This is a genomic window from Lonsdalea quercina (assembly GCF_900107885.1).
Classification (GTDB): domain Bacteria; phylum Pseudomonadota; class Gammaproteobacteria; order Enterobacterales; family Enterobacteriaceae; genus Lonsdalea; species Lonsdalea quercina.
Window position 1 is genome coordinate 97,002 of the sequence record NZ_FNQS01000005.1, and the last position, 15,130, is coordinate 112,131.

The 15,130-nt window shown below is 54.7% G+C and carries 14 protein-coding genes; 5 read left to right on the forward strand and 9 right to left on the reverse strand.

Annotated elements, in window-relative coordinates; all coding sequences use genetic code 11:
- Positions 1–17: 17 nt before the first annotated feature.
- From potG to nfsA, 4 genes are all read right to left on the reverse strand, one after another.
- Entirely contained in the window at positions 18–1,151 is a 1,134-nt protein-coding gene (gene potG / locus BLU64_RS08655; protein ID WP_026743429.1) for a putrescine ABC transporter ATP-binding subunit PotG, read from the reverse strand.
- A 108-nt stretch (positions 1,152–1,259) separates the two neighbouring features.
- Complete coding sequence (gene potF / locus BLU64_RS08660) at positions 1,260–2,369, reverse strand: spermidine/putrescine ABC transporter substrate-binding protein PotF (protein ID WP_026743428.1); 1,110 nt, start codon at positions 2,367–2,369, stop codon at positions 1,260–1,262.
- Positions 2,370–2,747: 378 nt separating this feature from the next.
- Complete coding sequence (locus BLU64_RS08665) at positions 2,748–3,227, reverse strand: type III secretion system chaperone family protein (protein ID WP_026743427.1); 480 nt, start codon at positions 3,225–3,227, stop codon at positions 2,748–2,750.
- A gap of 376 nt (positions 3,228–3,603) precedes the next feature.
- Complete coding sequence (gene nfsA, locus BLU64_RS08670; protein WP_026743426.1) at positions 3,604–4,326, reverse strand: oxygen-insensitive NADPH nitroreductase; 723 nt, start codon at positions 4,324–4,326, stop codon at positions 3,604–3,606.
- 269 nt (positions 4,327–4,595) lie between these two features.
- Between nfsA and BLU64_RS08675 the strand changes: the two genes are divergently transcribed.
- Complete coding sequence (locus BLU64_RS08675; protein ID WP_026743425.1) at positions 4,596–4,859, forward strand: GrxA family glutaredoxin; 264 nt, start codon at positions 4,596–4,598, stop codon at positions 4,857–4,859.
- Between the two features lie 125 nt (positions 4,860–4,984).
- On the opposite strand, the gene ybjM is transcribed toward BLU64_RS08675, so the two are convergent.
- Positions 4,985–5,359: an inner membrane protein YbjM gene (ybjM, locus tag BLU64_RS08680; RefSeq protein WP_026743424.1), complete on the reverse strand. Its 375-nt coding sequence runs from the start codon at positions 5,357–5,359 to the stop codon at positions 4,985–4,987.
- 308 nt (positions 5,360–5,667) lie between these two features.
- Between ybjM and BLU64_RS08685 the strand changes: the two genes are divergently transcribed.
- Both BLU64_RS08685 and deoR read left to right on the forward strand, forming a co-directional pair.
- The gene (locus BLU64_RS08685) at positions 5,668–7,356 is read left to right on the forward strand and encodes an aspartate:alanine antiporter (protein ID WP_026743423.1); all 1,689 of its coding nucleotides are present in this window, start codon (positions 5,668–5,670) and stop codon (positions 7,354–7,356) included.
- 535 nt (positions 7,357–7,891) lie between these two features.
- Positions 7,892–8,746, forward strand: a complete 855-nt coding sequence (deoR, locus tag BLU64_RS08690; RefSeq protein ID WP_071999793.1) for a DNA-binding transcriptional repressor DeoR — start codon at positions 7,892–7,894, stop codon at positions 8,744–8,746.
- On the opposite strand, the gene BLU64_RS08695 is transcribed toward deoR, so the two are convergent.
- The 4 genes from BLU64_RS08695 to BLU64_RS08710 form a co-directional block, all read right to left on the reverse strand.
- On the reverse strand, positions 8,682–9,872 hold the full coding sequence (locus tag BLU64_RS08695) for a serine hydrolase (protein ID WP_026743422.1): 1,191 nt from the start codon (positions 9,870–9,872) through the stop codon (positions 8,682–8,684). The genes deoR and BLU64_RS08695 overlap by 65 nt on opposite strands.
- Positions 9,873–10,127: 255 nt before the next feature.
- Entirely contained in the window at positions 10,128–10,787 is a 660-nt protein-coding gene (locus BLU64_RS08700) for a methionine ABC transporter permease (RefSeq protein ID WP_026743421.1), read from the reverse strand.
- The gene (locus BLU64_RS08705; protein ID WP_026743420.1) at positions 10,780–11,796 is read right to left on the reverse strand and encodes a methionine ABC transporter ATP-binding protein; all 1,017 of its coding nucleotides are present in this window, start codon (positions 11,794–11,796) and stop codon (positions 10,780–10,782) included. Before BLU64_RS08705 ends, BLU64_RS08700 begins: the two co-directional genes overlap by 8 nt.
- 83 nt (positions 11,797–11,879) lie before the next feature.
- Positions 11,880–12,731 carry a MetQ/NlpA family ABC transporter substrate-binding protein gene (locus BLU64_RS08710; RefSeq protein ID WP_026743419.1) on the reverse strand — a complete coding sequence of 284 codons (852 nt, stop codon included), beginning with the start codon at positions 12,729–12,731 and terminating at the stop codon, positions 11,880–11,882.
- 183 nt (positions 12,732–12,914) lie between these two features.
- On the opposite strand from BLU64_RS08710, the gene BLU64_RS08715 reads away from it, so the two are divergent.
- Complete coding sequence (locus BLU64_RS08715) at positions 12,915–13,532, forward strand: glutathione S-transferase family protein (protein WP_026743418.1); 618 nt, start codon at positions 12,915–12,917, stop codon at positions 13,530–13,532.
- 103 nt (positions 13,533–13,635) lie between these two features.
- Positions 13,636–15,039 carry a 30S ribosomal protein S12 methylthiotransferase RimO gene (gene rimO, locus BLU64_RS08720; protein WP_235195110.1) on the forward strand — a complete coding sequence of 468 codons (1,404 nt, stop codon included), beginning with the start codon at positions 13,636–13,638 and terminating at the stop codon, positions 15,037–15,039.
- Positions 15,040–15,130: the final 91 nt, after the last annotated feature.

Consider the following 15,130-nt stretch of genomic DNA (forward strand, 5'->3'; position numbering starts at 1 on the left):
TGATGTGTGCTCCCCAGCTACACCGTCAGCACCACACAGCTGTCCGCATCCCAGCACAACCGCACTTCATCGCCCCACGTCGGCGCATTTTTGCGATAGCGGTAGACGTTCTGCAACTGTGCACTGAGAACCTGTCCGCTTTTAAGACGAACGTGATAGATCGATAAATCGCCCAGATAAGCGATGTGCACCACCTCACCCACCGCAAAATTGCAGCCGTCTTCCGGCTCATTTTCGCATAACATGATTTTTTCGGGTCGCAACGCGATGGACACCGGTAAGCCGTCGACCACCGAGACGTCGGAAGCCACCTTGAGCGGATGCACCAGCCCCGGGCTTTGTAGGATGAATGCATCGTCCTGACGTTCCTGCAACAGCCCCTCGAACATGTTCACCGAGCCAATAAACTCCGCGCTGAATCGGGTAGTCGGATTTTCGTAGATCTCTTCCGGCTCGCCGATCTGCACAAATTTCCCGCGATTCATGATCGCGATACGTCCCGCCATCGTCATCGCTTCTTCCTGGTCGTGTGTGACCATTACGCAGGTAACGCCGACCCGTTCCAGAATATCCACCACTTCCAACTGCATCCGGTCGCGCAGCTTTTTATCCAAGGCGCCCATCGGTTCATCCAACAGCAGCAGCTTGGGGCGTTTCGCCAGACTTCGCGCGAGCGCAACGCGCTGACGCTGACCACCGGAAAGCTGGTGCGGCTTACGGTTGGCGAACTCCTGCATGTGAACGAGCGAGAGCATTTCCGCCACCCGATCTTTAATTTCTCCGCGCGACAGCCTGTCCTGCCTGAGGCCGAAAGCAATATTCTTCTCTACGGACATATGGGGGAATAGGGCGTAGGACTGAAACATCATGTTGATAGGACGTAGATAGGGCGGCACTAACGACAAATCCTGACCGTCCAGCATAATTTGCCCCTGCGTCGGCCGTTCAAAGCCAGCCAGCATACGCAGCAGCGTGGATTTACCGCAGCCGGACGCACCGAGCAGAGCGAAGAGTTCACCCTTATAGATGGTCAGGCTAACGTCATCGACGGCCAGTTGCCCGTCGTAGGATTTGGTCAGATTGCGGACCTCCAGCAACGGAGTGGCCGCCTTTTGGGTTTTAGACTGAGGGCGGGAAATCGCTTCGTTCAAAATAGTGCTCTCCGGCAGAAGCAAGATACATCACAGTCAGCTGACTGCGACAAATGAAGGGGCAATCAGGCGATCGTCGCCGCCTGATTGCCGAGGTCAGAAGGTGCGTTATTTACCGCTTTTGACCTTGGTCCACGAACGCGTGATCACGCGATCGATTTTCGGGGACTGTACTTTTAACGTAAACAGCTTGGCGCGAATGTCGGCCGGTGGGTAAATGCCCGGATTATTTTTAACGTCGTCTTTCACCAGCGGCAAAGCGGCCTTGTTCGGGTTAGCGTAATAGACGTAGTTAGTGACGCCTGCGATCACATCCGGTTTCAGCAGGTAGTTAAGGAACGCATAGGCTTCATCCAGATTTTTGGCATCTTTTGGGATCGCCAGCACGTCGAAGAAAGCCAGCGCGCCCTCTTTCGGGATGCTGTAGCCGATATTGACGCCATTTTTCGCCTCTTTAGCGCGGTTCGCCGCCTGCATAACGTCCCCTGCCCAGCCGATAGCAACGCAAATATCGCCATTAGCCAGATCGTTGATGTATTGCGAGGAGTGGAAGTAGCGGATGCTCGGGCGCAGCTTCAGCAGCAGGTCGTTGGCGGATTGGGTGTAGTCGCTCTCTTGGGTGCTATTAGGATCTTTGCCCTGATAATTCAGCACGGTGGCATAAATTTCCGCCGGCGCGTCGAGGAAGGAAACGCCGCAACTTTTCAGTTTTTCCAGGTTTTCAGGCTTCAGCACCAAATCCCAACTATCGAGCGGCGCGTCTTTGCCCAGTACCGCTTTAACCTTGTCGACGTTATACCCAATACCGGTGGTCGCCCACAGATACGGCACCGCATATTGATGACCCGGATCGTGAGGCTCAATCAGTTTCATCAGCTCAGGATCGAGGTTCTGGTAGTTAGGTAGCCGGCTTTTATCGAGCGGCTGGAAAATGCCTGCGCTGAGCTGGCGCTCCAAAAAGCTGGCCGAAGGCACTACCAGATCAAATCCGGTGCTGCCCGCCATCAGTTTGCCTTCCAGCAGTTCGTTTGAGTCAAACACGTCATAAACGACCTTGATGCCCGACTCTTTCTGGAAGTTCTGCAGCGTATCCGGCGCAATATAGTCAGACCAGTTGTACACATGCAGCGTTTTATCTTCCGCCGATGCCGTGACGGACGCGGCCATCAGCACACCGGCAACCACACCCGATAACCATTTTATATGTTGGGTGAACATCCGTTCAGTCCTCCATCTCAGGGGATAAATTAGGATCAACAGTGAATCTATCAATAACGCGAGTGTGTCGAGCTGGGCAGCATTCGCAATGTGTTTTCACCGACTTACGTCAGAATTCAGTATAGCGACTGACCGTCGAAGCACGGCGGACCTCATGCACACCTACCGCTTTAAAGCATAACCGTACTGAACTGGAGGCACCATAGAGGGGAGTTAAAACCGGGGTTTATGAAGGATTTACTTGTATTTGGTTGCTAGTACACATCCAATGTCGCCTAAATGCCGTGGAATATATGGCAAATAGGCGATGAAACTAAAATAAAATCTTGAGGGATAAAAATAAGAAAATGCGATGGTATTGACTGATTACTAACACGATCAATGAAGACTGGGCGCGATAACACGACTAGCAGGACTCTCTTCTTCATCGCCAATAAACAGCAGATTATTGGCGCCAGCTTCCATAATCACCATCGACGTTTGCTCTTCGGCCTGCTGCATGAAGTAGCGGAACTGTTCAAGAGTGATCCCCGCGCCTGCGCTAAAGGTTTGACAAGCGATCAGCTTAGGAAGGTTGTCGTCCTGAATGTCCAAAAATACCTTGGCTGTCAAAGAACTGGCATTGGTCTGGCTCAGGTCTCCCACCAGCGGGATAAGCGCGGTCGGCTTCACTTCGGCCAACGCGGAAAATACGATGACCTTGTCAACGATATCGACCTTGGCATCAAATATGCCGTCAAAATTTTGCATATGGGGTAAATGCAGCGCCTCACAGGAGTCACATTCGAAATAAATGATGCCCAGTTGATCCAGCCACCGCCGTAGCACATTCAAATCAGGGACGATGATTGAATCCATATAAACTTGCCTCATTACTTACCTATCAGTGAAAAAAAACACCGGCCCGCAAGACTATCGTGAGCCTATATCCGGAATAATACTCCCGCAGGTGGAAGCAACGGCGACACCTCTGGGCATGCGCATAAAGCTTGCGGGGAGTGACGAACAGTCACAACGCTGTCGAACAACAACGATAGCGTAAAACAGATTGAACGCCATCGTACCTCTGCTGCCTGACACTGTGCCCGAACGCGAGCCTAGTATATCAATAGCGACGCCGCCGAGTCCCCCTGTTTTTGCTGCCTAAACGGCCAGTCCATTTTTCAAGTGGTCATTATCGCCAACGGAAAGATGGAGTGCGGCTCGACACCGGTATTTATTACGCCATGCGCCGTCAGCGTTTGATCCATCCCTGACGATGCAGATAATCCAGAATGAATGGACGTTGCTCTTTCGCCAGCGCCGTTCTGATATGATCACTCCAGTCACCGCTTCGTTGATTACCGTTGCGGTGCTGGTAATACTCCGCCAGATGCTGGTCGTATTGCGCCAGCACCCTTTTATCCATCGGCTTGTAAGTATTTTCGTGGATCACCAACTCTGCGGGCAGTCTCGGTTTTTGATCCGGCTGAGCGGCCGGATGGCCCAGGCACAGCCCAAATAGAGGCAGCACCTGCTCAGGCAGTTCCAGCAACTCCGTTACCTCTGCGATGTGGTTGCGGATCCCGCCGATATATACGCCGCCCAGCCCGAGCGATTCCGCCGCGACCAGCGCGTTCTGCGCCATAATGGCGGTATCGATACAGCCCAGCAATAGTTGCTCCGCCAGCCCCACTTCCGCCGCCGGGAAGATTTGTAGGTGTCGGTTGAAGTCCGCGCAAAAAACCCAGAATTCCGCTGCCTGCGCCACGTACGCCTGGCCGCCGCTCAATGTGACCAGCGCCTGACGCGCCGCGTTATCGGTAATACGTATAATCGAGCTGCATTGCAACAGGCTCGAGGTCGAGGCACTTCGGGCGGACTGAAAAATGGCCTGACGCTGCTCTTCCGTCAGCGGTTGGTCGGTAAATTGGCGAATGGAGCGGTGTTGACACAGTAAATCGATAGTGGGAGTCACGATGGCAATCCTCACGCGTAATAAAAGGGCTGTCGCGCCGGCAGTCGGCGACAGCGCGACAATCAACGGGTACAAAGGCGACAGCAAACGTCGCTTAGCCCACAATTATAAGACAGCCCGCCCGACTCACAACGTCATGCGCTCGTCATCATTGCGGTATCGATAGCCTTAAGAAATCAATACGACAGGCAATGACTGCTTTTTATTAATTGGTCGAGCGGGCATAGTAGGTGGGTTGGCTAAATTTAAGTTTGAATAAAGGAGTAAGCATGTTTGCTGTAATTTTCGGACGTCCGGGTTGCCCCTATTGCGTACGCGCCAAAGAACTGGCGGAAAAACTGACCGCTCAGCGCGATGACTTCAACTATCGCTACGTGGATATTCAGGAAGAAGGGATCACAAAAGCAGACCTGTCGAAAACCGTCGGCAAACCGGTTATGACCGTTCCGCAGATTTTCCTTGATGAGCAGCACATCGGCGGCTGCACGGATTTTGAAGCTTATGCGAAAGAACATCTAAATCTGTTCAAGTGACAGCGTCACTTGGTGAGCATTGATCCAACAGAAGGCGCTGCCCGCGCCTTTCTTATATCGATCGAGCAGACTGACTCTACGAATGACTTGGCTCTTTTGACGAAATTGAGTAGAACCCTCGAATGTTATTTGTGAAAAAAATGACGGACCACCGCCCTCAGAAACAGCACAAGCAACCCACCCAGTAGAGTCCAGAATACAGACACCACCACATACGCCAGGTCTTGCCAGAATGATCCGCAAGATGCATGGCCTGAACGCAGCAGCCATAGACAAAGAGGAACTGCGATCAAGGAGCCAATCAGGGTATAGCGCATTCTGTCGCAACCCGTCAGATAGCTGGAGATCATACCTGGCAGTAAAAACAGCAACATGCCCGGCTCTCCATTACTCCCTTGTACCGTCGTCACTTTGAACGACATCATCTTCTGACTGAGAAAAACCAGTGTAAACAACACAAGACAACTGATTATCCCAATCCAACCTTTATTGTTTGCCATGCTTCGTCTTCTCACTATAAACAGGTGACAATACCTTCCGGCCTCGTCATACAGCACAGGCCACCCATCATGGTATTTCCCTGATGTGCCAAGACGTTGCTCTTGGCGCGTTTTATCTGCATACACAGCTGGTTGTCACGCAAATAAACTTTTAGAATAGCGACCGCCACACCAATCGTTACAGACACGGCTGATTCCCTTCATTTCATGCAACTCTGCTGTCGACGCCAGCGTCCTTGTGATGGAGTAAATTTAGCCTAAATTACTTTTATATCAAGAACTTAATAGTAAAAAATAAGTTGCATCCCATGAATATAAACGTCGCTGATTTGTTAAACGGGAATTACATTCTGCTGCTGTTCGTTGTTCTGTGTTTGGGTCTTTGTTTAGGGAAGTTAAGGCTAGGTTCCGTACAACTTGGTAATTCTATTGGAGTTTTGGTGGTCTCATTGTTTCTGGGCCAACAACATTTCGCCATCAATGCCGAAGCCCTCAGCCTGGGATTCATGTTGTTTATTTTTTGTGTAGGCGTCGAAGCTGGCCCCAACTTCTTTTCAATTTTTTTCCGCGACGGCAAAAACTATTTGATGCTGGCTCTGATTATGGTCGGCAGCGCGTTGATACTTGCTCTGATATTGGGAAAGGTTTTCGGCTGGGGGATCGGACTGACCGCCGGGATGCTAGCAGGCTCGATGACTTCAACTCCAGTACTGGTCGGCGCAGGCGACACGCTCAGAAACGCGTTCGGAGCCACGCCCATGCTCGGCATCGAACAGGAACACCTCAGCCTGGGCTATGCCCTGACCTATCTCATCGGCCTGGTTAGCCTGATCTTTGGCGCGCGCTACTTACCTAAACTGCAACATCAGGATCTGCCGACCAGCGCTCAGCAAATCGCACGTGAGCGCGGCCTGGACGCCGACAGTCAGCGCAAGATCTATCTGCCGATTATCCGCGCCTATCGCGTCGGGCCGGAGCTGGTGGCCTGGGCCGACGGCAAAAATCTGCGTGAGTTGGGCATTTACCGTCAAACAGGGTGCTATATCGAGCGCATCCGACGTAACGGTATTCTGGCTAGTCCGGACGGCGATGCGGTGCTGCAACTGGGCGACGAAATCTCGCTGGTCGGTTATCCGGATGCCCACGCCCGGCTCAATCCCAACTTTCGCGACGGCAAAGAGGTCTTCGACCGCGATCTGCTGGATATGCGCATCGTCACCGAAGAGATCGTGGTGAAAAACCATAATGCCGTCGGCAAGCGCCTTAGCCAACTCAAGCTGACCGACCACGGCTGCTTTCTCAACCGCATCGTCCGTAGCCAGATTGAAATGCCGATTGACGACGGCGTGGTGCTGAACAAAGGGGATGTTTTGCAGGTCAGCGGCGACACCCGACGAGTGAAAAACATTGCAGACCGCATCGGGTTTATCTCTATTCATAGCCAGCTCACCGATCTGCTGGCCTTTTGCGCCTTCTTTATCATCGGCATTATGATCGGGCTGATCTCGTTCCAGTTCAGCCACTTTTCATTCGGCGTCGGCAACGCCGCAGGGCTGCTGTTCGCAGGCATCATGCTGGGTTTTCTACGAGCCAACCACCCTACTTTCGGCTATATCCCGCAGGGAGCGTTGAACATGGTGAAGGAGTTCGGGCTGATGGTCTTTATGGCTGGCGTCGGTCTTAGCGCGGGCGGCACCATTAACAGCAGCCTGGGCGCCATTGGTCTGCAAATGCTGCTGTCCGGACTACTGGTCAGTTTGGTGCCGGTATTTATCTGTTTTCTCTTCGGCGTTTATATCCTCCGCATGAACCGCGCGCTGCTATTCGGCGCCATCATGGGAGCCCGTACCTGCGCTCCTGCCATGGATATCATCAGTGATGCAGCGCGCAGCAATATTCCGGCGCTTGGCTATGCAGGGACGTATGCCATCGCCAATGTTCTCCTGACGCTGGCGGGGTCGCTCATTGTCATCATCTGGCCGGAGCTGCCGTTGTAACGGAACGCGTATGAAAACAAACCAAAATTGATCGAAAAGCGCAGCGCGGTAAACTCGCCTTTCCGTTTATCTCCGCGCGCTGCGTCTAATAAGTGACACCGCGTCACTTTTGCCGCTGAGGGAAGAAGCAATCCGTCATCCCCGGCTTCTCAGCTTAATTTGCGAACGCATAACTTAAATAGGAAGCTAATTACCTTGAATTGTAATTAGTTATGCTTATTTGAATGCATGTTTTATTAGTTTCTTACCGTCTGTTTGCACCACCGTTAGCTAAACCGCTATATTACTGTCCCGTCTGCCGACTCACCGGCTCAGGCTATTTCCCGCATGAACATGGCTGTTCCTGCTGCTTCAGGCTGCGGTTGTCCGCACCCTGGCACGGCACACAGAACACGCTGTGCGCCACCCTTTAGACCTCTGAACTTGGGCAACCTCGCGTTGGCAACAGCCTATTGCTGTCGATGAGGGCATCGTTAACACGGAGACGGATGCCTTCCGCATAGCACATTATTGACATTATTTACTGGGGACCATCATGGTAATGCGCCGCATCGAACGGCTGAATACACTGGCACGAGCTTTAAAGAAAACCGACAAAATGCACCTCAAAGAGGCGGCGCTGTTGCTGGGCGTTTCTGAGATGACCGTGAGACGCGACCTGAACAGTGAAAAGACCAGCGTGATGTTGCTGGGCGGCTATGTGGTCAGCGATCCCAGAAGCCACAACGTCGGCGGTTATCTCATTGCCGATCGGGAACAGTGTCAGGTGGAAGAGAAGCGCCAGACCGGCGAGCGAGCGGCACAGTTGGTTGAAGCCAACGATATCGTCTTTTTCGACTGCGGCACCACGACCAGCTTCATCATCGAAGCGATCCCGGACGATATCTGCTTTACTGGCGTCTGTTACTCGCTCAATACCTTTATGGCGCTACAAACCAAGCCCTTGTGTCAGGCGATTTTGCTAGGCGGAGTGTTCAACGCGAGCAAAGCCCTGTTTACCCCTATCGGCCACCAGCACGATATGGACCATCTCTGCCCGCATGTCGCGTTTATTTCTGCGGAAGGAGTCGATCTCAAAGTGGGCGCCACCTGTCTTGATGTCGCCGAACTGGCGATAAAACACCGCGCGTTATCGGCGAGTCAACGTAATGTTCTGGTTGTCGACAACAGCAAGTTCGAAAAACGCAGTCCGGCCCGCATCGGCGAACTGACGCTCTTCGATGCACTGGTCAGCGATCGTTTACCGGCCGCCGACTACACCGGCTACTGCGCCGAACAGGGCATTCAATTGCTCACCCCGCCACCGAAGACGCCAGGTCAGTTGCTTACCCCAACAGACCGCCAAACCACTGATTCAGCTTCATCAGCACCGCATCCCACATGCGGCTAAAGAACCCGGCTTCCGGAACGTCGTCCATCGTCACCAGCGGACGCTGAGCGATAGATTTACCCTCAATCTGAAAATCCACCGTCCCGACGGCCTGCCCTTTTTTCAGCGGCGCCGTCAGCGGTGGCGAGCTGATCGTATAGCTGGCCCGCAGATTTCTTCCCTGCCCTTTGGGTATACTTAGCGCGGCGTCTTCAGCCACGCTTAAACGCGCCTGCGCACTCTCGCCGAACCACACGCGTTGCGTCGTCAGCACCGTATCGCTGCGTACGGGCGTGACCGTATCGTAGAATCGAAATCCCCAGGTCAGCAGCTTTTCACTTTCGCGAAAACGTATAGCATCGGTCGGCGCGCCCAGCACCACAGAAATCAGGCGCATCTCTCCTTGCGTAGCGGAAGCCACCAGATTATGGCCTGCGCCGCTGGTATGCCCAGTCTTCACCCCGTCCACGGCCAGGTTGCTGCTCCACAGCAGACGATTGCGGTTCATCTGACGAATATTGTTAAAGGTGAAAGACTTCTCTTTATGCAATGCATACTCCTCAGGCACATCGCGGATTAGCGCCCGGCTAAGAAGTGCCATATCGCGCGCGGTGCTGTACTGTCCTTCGGCATCCAGCCCATGAACCGTCAGAAAATGCGTATTGGTCAACCCCAACACTTTGACGTACTGATTCATCAGTCCGACAAATGCGTCCTGACTGCCCGCCACGTAGTCCGCCAGCGCGATGCTGGCATCGTTGCCGGACTGAATGACGATGCCTTTGTTCAGTTCTGACACCGCAATCTGGTCGCCGGGTTTCAGGAACATCAACGAGGAACCGCGCAGCGCCGGATTACCGGTTGCCCAGGCATCTTTTCCGACGGTCACCACATCGGTCGGGTTGATTTTACCGGCTTTTACCGCCTGCCCGATCACGTAGCTGGCCATGATCTTGGTCAGACTAGCGGGGTCGAGCCGTTCATCCGCCTGGGATTCGGCCAGCACCTGGCCGCTATTGAAGTCCATAAGGATATAGGCTTTTGCCTCAATCTGAGGCGGGGGCGGCGCTTGTTCCGCAGCGGCGGAGGATACCGTTACGAAGAGCAGGCTGGCGACACCAGCCTGTAAGTGGGGAAAACGCTTCATTATTTTCATCGTTTAACCGCTCTGTCCTTACGTCGTTAATGACGGAGAGAAACTCTATGCAGACATATTCTGACACACTCAAAATTAGCCGTTCATGTGCCGTAATAAAACGTCTCAGTGTGTAAAGTTACTCAAACCTTGATAAGAGCGTGGATGCGATGAAACAGCGAGGGTGTCAGTGGAAAAAGCGGGAAGCCACTCGTCACGCTTTTCCCACCGCCGCCCTCGGGCAGTGAGAAAAGCGCTTGAAGGCGATCAGCGGCGTTCGCGTTTATCGGCGCGTTTCGCCAGCCAGTCGCCTAGCGTTTGTACAATCTGCACCAGAATCACCAGCGCGATGACCGTCACGATCATGACCTGAGTTTCATAGCGATAGTAGCCGAAGCGGATCGCCAGATCCCCCACTCCGCCGCCACCGACGATACCCGCCATCGCCGAGTAGCCGATCAGGCTGACCAGCGTAATCGTCAGGCCGCGCAGCAGTCCGGATCGTGCCTCCGGCAGCAACACCGTGCCGATGATACGCATCGGACTGGCGCCGAACGCCTCAGCGGCTTCTACGATCCCCGGATCGACTTCCCGCAGCGCGCTGTCCACCAGCCGCGCATAAAAAGCGATAGCGGCGACGGACATCGGCACCGAGGCCGCAATAGGGCCGATGGTGTTGCCGAGCAGGATCTGCGTCAACGGCAGCAGCAGCACCAGCAAAATGACGAAGGGGATAGAACGGATGATATTCACCAGCACGGTGCTGAGCAGATAGAAAAAGCGGTTCTCCCAGAAAAGATGTCGATCGGTGACGTAGATCAACAGCCCAAGCGGCAAGCCGCCGATTACGGCGAAGAAGGTAGAAATACCCACCATCTGGAATGTTTCACTGAAAGCGGCGATCAAATCACCCCACAATTCATCCATGCAGCACCTCCACGTTAGCGGTTTTATGGCGGATATACTCAACCGCGGCCGTCACCTGCAACGGGTCCGTCGCGTGCGTCAGTAACGCCACCAAAATCCCCAGCGCCCGATTGCCGATATACTCGATTTTGCCGTGCAGAATATTCACGGACACGCCGAAGCGCGTCGCGACATCCGACAGGACCGGCTGTTCGGCGGAATCGCCGACAAACAGGATCTTCAGCAGCGTCCCCCGCAACTCCTCTTTCAGCCGGGTAGGCAGCTCCAGATTCAGCGTATGCGACACCAGCTGGCGAGTGAAATCATGCTGCGGCGTCGCGAAAATATCGAACACTTCACCCTCTTCCACCACGCGCCCGCCGGTCATCACCGCTACGCGATTACAGATCGTCTTAATGACGCTCATTTCATGAGAGATCAGCACGATGGTGATACCGAGCTTCAGATTGATCTCTTTCAGCAACGCGAGGATCGCGGCAGAGGTTTCCAGATCCAACGCCGAGGTCGGCTCATCACACAACAGCACTTCCGGATGGTTGGCGATGGCCCGCGCGATGCCGACCCGCTGCTTCTGCCCGCCGCTGAGCTGCGCGGGGTAGGCTTGAGCCTTATCCGCCAGCCCGACCAACGCCAGAATCTCCGGCACCCGCCGCTCTATCTCCGCCCGGGACTTACCCGCTGACTTCAGGCTGAACGCAACGTTTTGCGCGACGGTGCGCGTCTGCATTAAATTGAAGTGCTGAAAAATCATGCCGACTTTTTGGCGACAGTGCCGCAGTCTGGCGCCGCGAAGGTCGCTGATGCGCACGCCGTTCACGCTGACATGGCCCGAGGTCGGGCGCTGCAACAGGTTGACGGTGCGCAGCAAAGTACTTTTCCCGGCCCCACTCGCCCCGACGATGCCATACACATCGCCCCGGCGGATATGCAATGAAACATTATCCACTGCTTTCGTTTCTCGTTGTTTTCCATGAGGAAAGTCAACGCTGACGTTGTCTATGCGAATCATGGTTCGCGCGCTCCCAACCGAATAACGGAACAACAGAAAGCCGGTCACTGACCGGCTCTATAAAAGGTCACGCAGCCGGACCGTTATGGGGCGGCCGTCGGCGCAGGCGTCTGCGCGTGCATCCATTCCGGTTTCTGGAACTGACTGAACATCGTCGCCGGGTTATCGATAACCGCCGCATAGGCCGGCGACTCGACGGCGGCTTTGATGTCCTTCACGAACGGTTTATCCACGTCCGCCGTCCGAACGGCAATCACGTTCTTGAGGTTTTCATCCAGCGTCTCCTGCTTCAGCGCAGAAGAGAGTTTCAGTCCGGCGGAAATGGCGAAGTTACCGTTGATCAACGAGGCCGTCACGCTATCCAGCGTGCGGGGCAGCTGAGCGGCTTCAAGCGGTTTGAACACCAGCCCTCGCGGGTTGCCCACGATATCTTTTTCCGACGCTTTGGTCGGATCGATGTCCGGCTTGATGGTAATCAGCCCCAGCGACTGTAGGAAACGCAGGCCTCGGGCCAGGTTGGTGGGATCGTTGGATAACGTCACGATGTCGCCTTTCTTCAGTTGATCCAACGAGGTGATTTTGCGCGAATAGAAACCCATGCTGGCGGTCGGCACCGCGATCAGTCGGGTCAGTTTCAGACCTTTATCCGCCGCGAACTTGTCCAGATAAAGAGTATGCTGAAACAGGTTGGCGTCGATGCTGCCGTTCGACAACGCGAGGTTCGGCTGCACGTAGTCGCTGAATTCACGCACCACGACTTTGTAGCCTTTCTGCGTCAGCTCCGGTTTGATGGCCTGTTTAACCATATCGCCGTAGGGGCCAGGCGCGACGCCGAATACGATGGTGTGTGCGTCACTCTGAGCGAAAGCGCCGTGAATACCCGAGGCCAACAGCGCGGCGGCAAACGTCGCTCGCATAGCATGCGAAAATGTCATAATACCCTTCCTGTCTGAGTCATTGTTGTCATTGGTTATCATGATTATTAGGGGAATCAGCGTAATAAATAAATAATAAAAAACCCTATGATTATACCGGCATAACGAGGGACCTGTTTTTGGCGCTTGGCCACCTGGTCTCATCGACCTTGATGGTCAAAACGTAACAGAAGGATAAACACAATGCTAACCCTGTGGGGACGCGAGAACTCGACGAACGTGAAGAAGGTACTTTGGTGCGCGGAGGAGCTGGGACTGACATACCAGCACATTCCGCTGGGTGGGACTTTCGGGGGTAATCACGATCCCGACTATCTGGCGCTGAATCCCAACGGACTGATCCCCTGCCTGCGGGACGATGAGCTGGTGCTGTGGGAGTCCAACAGCATCGTGCGTTATCTGGCGGCACAGTATGGACAAGGTTCTCTCTATCTGGCCGACCCGAAAGCGCGCGCGGAAGCGGAAAAATGGATGGACTGGGCGCTTTCTTTTGCGGCGTTTTTTGGCCCTGTCTTCATCAATATGATCCGCACGCCTCCCGCCCAGCGCGATAAGGCCGCCGTGGAAGCCCATATTGACCGTTGCGAATCGCTGCTGAGCATTGCCGATAGCGCACTGGCGACTCAGCCCTGGTTATCCGGAGAGCACTTCGGCGTCGGCGATATCCCGCTGGGCTGCATCGCCTACGGCTGGTTCGGCATGCCCATCACACGCCAGCCTCGTCCCCATCTGGAGCGCTGGTACCAGCAATTGACGACGCGTCCGGCGTTCAAAAGCAAAGTCATGATCCCCCTCAGCTAAACGCCCCGATCCGCCGTCAAGATTGGCGGCCGGATCTGTTTCCTGCCGTTGATTCAGGTATAATCCGCCGACTTTTCCCGTACAACCCGATGTATGAGACGCTATGACTGTTAACACCTTCGATCCTTCGCAGACCACCACGCTGGCGGCCCCGGAGAAAACGCTGGCCCGGCAAAAGAATGGCGGCGACAAGCCGCAGGGCAATAAAATTGGTTTTGTCAGCCTGGGCTGCCCCAAAAACCTGGTGGACTCCGAACGCATTCTCACGGAGCTGCGCACCGAAGGGTATCAGGTCGTACCGAGCTATCACGACGCCGATCTGGTGATCGTCAACACCTGCGGCTTCATTGACAGCGCCGTTCAGGAGTCGCTGGAAACCATCGGCGAAGCGCTCAATGAAAACGGTAAAGTCATCGTCACCGGCTGTCTCGGCGCCAAAGAAAATCAAATCCGCGAAGTGCATCCCAACGTGCTGGAGATCAGCGGGCCGCACAGCTACGAGCAGGTGCTATCGCACGTCCATCATTATGTTCCACAGCCGGAACACAACCCATTCACCAGCCTGGTGCCCGAATCCGGCGTGAAGCTGACGCCGCGTCACTATGCCTACCTTAAGATCTCAGAAGGCTGCGATCATCGCTGCACCTTCTGCATCATCCCCTCAATGCGCGGAAAACTGGATAGCCGTCCGGTCGGTTCCGTACTGGATGAAGCCAAGCGTCTGGCCGACGCCGGCGTGAAAGAACTGCTGGTCATTTCGCAGGATACCTCCGCCTACGGCACCGACATCAAACACCGCACCGGTTTCTGGAATGGTCAGCCGGTCAAGTCCAGCATGGTCAGCCTGTGCGAGCAGCTGGCGACGCTGGGGATCTGGGTCCGCCTGCACTACGTCTACCCCTACCCACATGTCGACGAGGTCATCCCGTTGATGGCGGAAGGCAAAATTCTGCCGTATCTGGATATTCCGCTTCAGCACGCCAGTCCGAAGGTCCTCAAGCTGATGAAGCGCCCCGGCGCGGTCGAGCGCACGCTGGAACGCATCAAACGCTGGCGCGAACTCTGCCCGGCGCTGACGCTGCGCTCAACCTTCATCGTCGGTTTTCCCGGCGAAACGGAAGAGGATTTTCAGATGCTGCTGGATTTCCTGAAAGAAGCGCAGCTGGATCGCGTGGGCTGCTTCAAGTTCAGTCCGGTGGAAGGCGCCACCGCCAATACGCTGCCCGACCCCGTACCGGAAGAGATTAAAGAGGAGCGCTACCACCGCTTCATGCAGTTGCAGCAGCAGATTTCCGCACAGCGACTACAGGCGAAAATCGGGTTGGCGCTGCCGGTATTAATCGACGAAGTGGATGAAGAAGGCGCCATCGGCCGCAGCATGGCCGACGCCCCGGAAATCGACGGCGCGGTCTATCTGAATGGCGAAACTCGCCTCAAGCCGGGCGATATCGTCACGGTGAAAATTGAACACGCAGACGAATATGACTTGTGGGGCAGCCGGGTCTGATAAGGCCGCACCGGGGAAGACTGTTCCTCCCGTCCCCGGTGTTATTGTCCTTTTGATTGATCCCTTGCACTAAAATTCATCATTAAGCGTT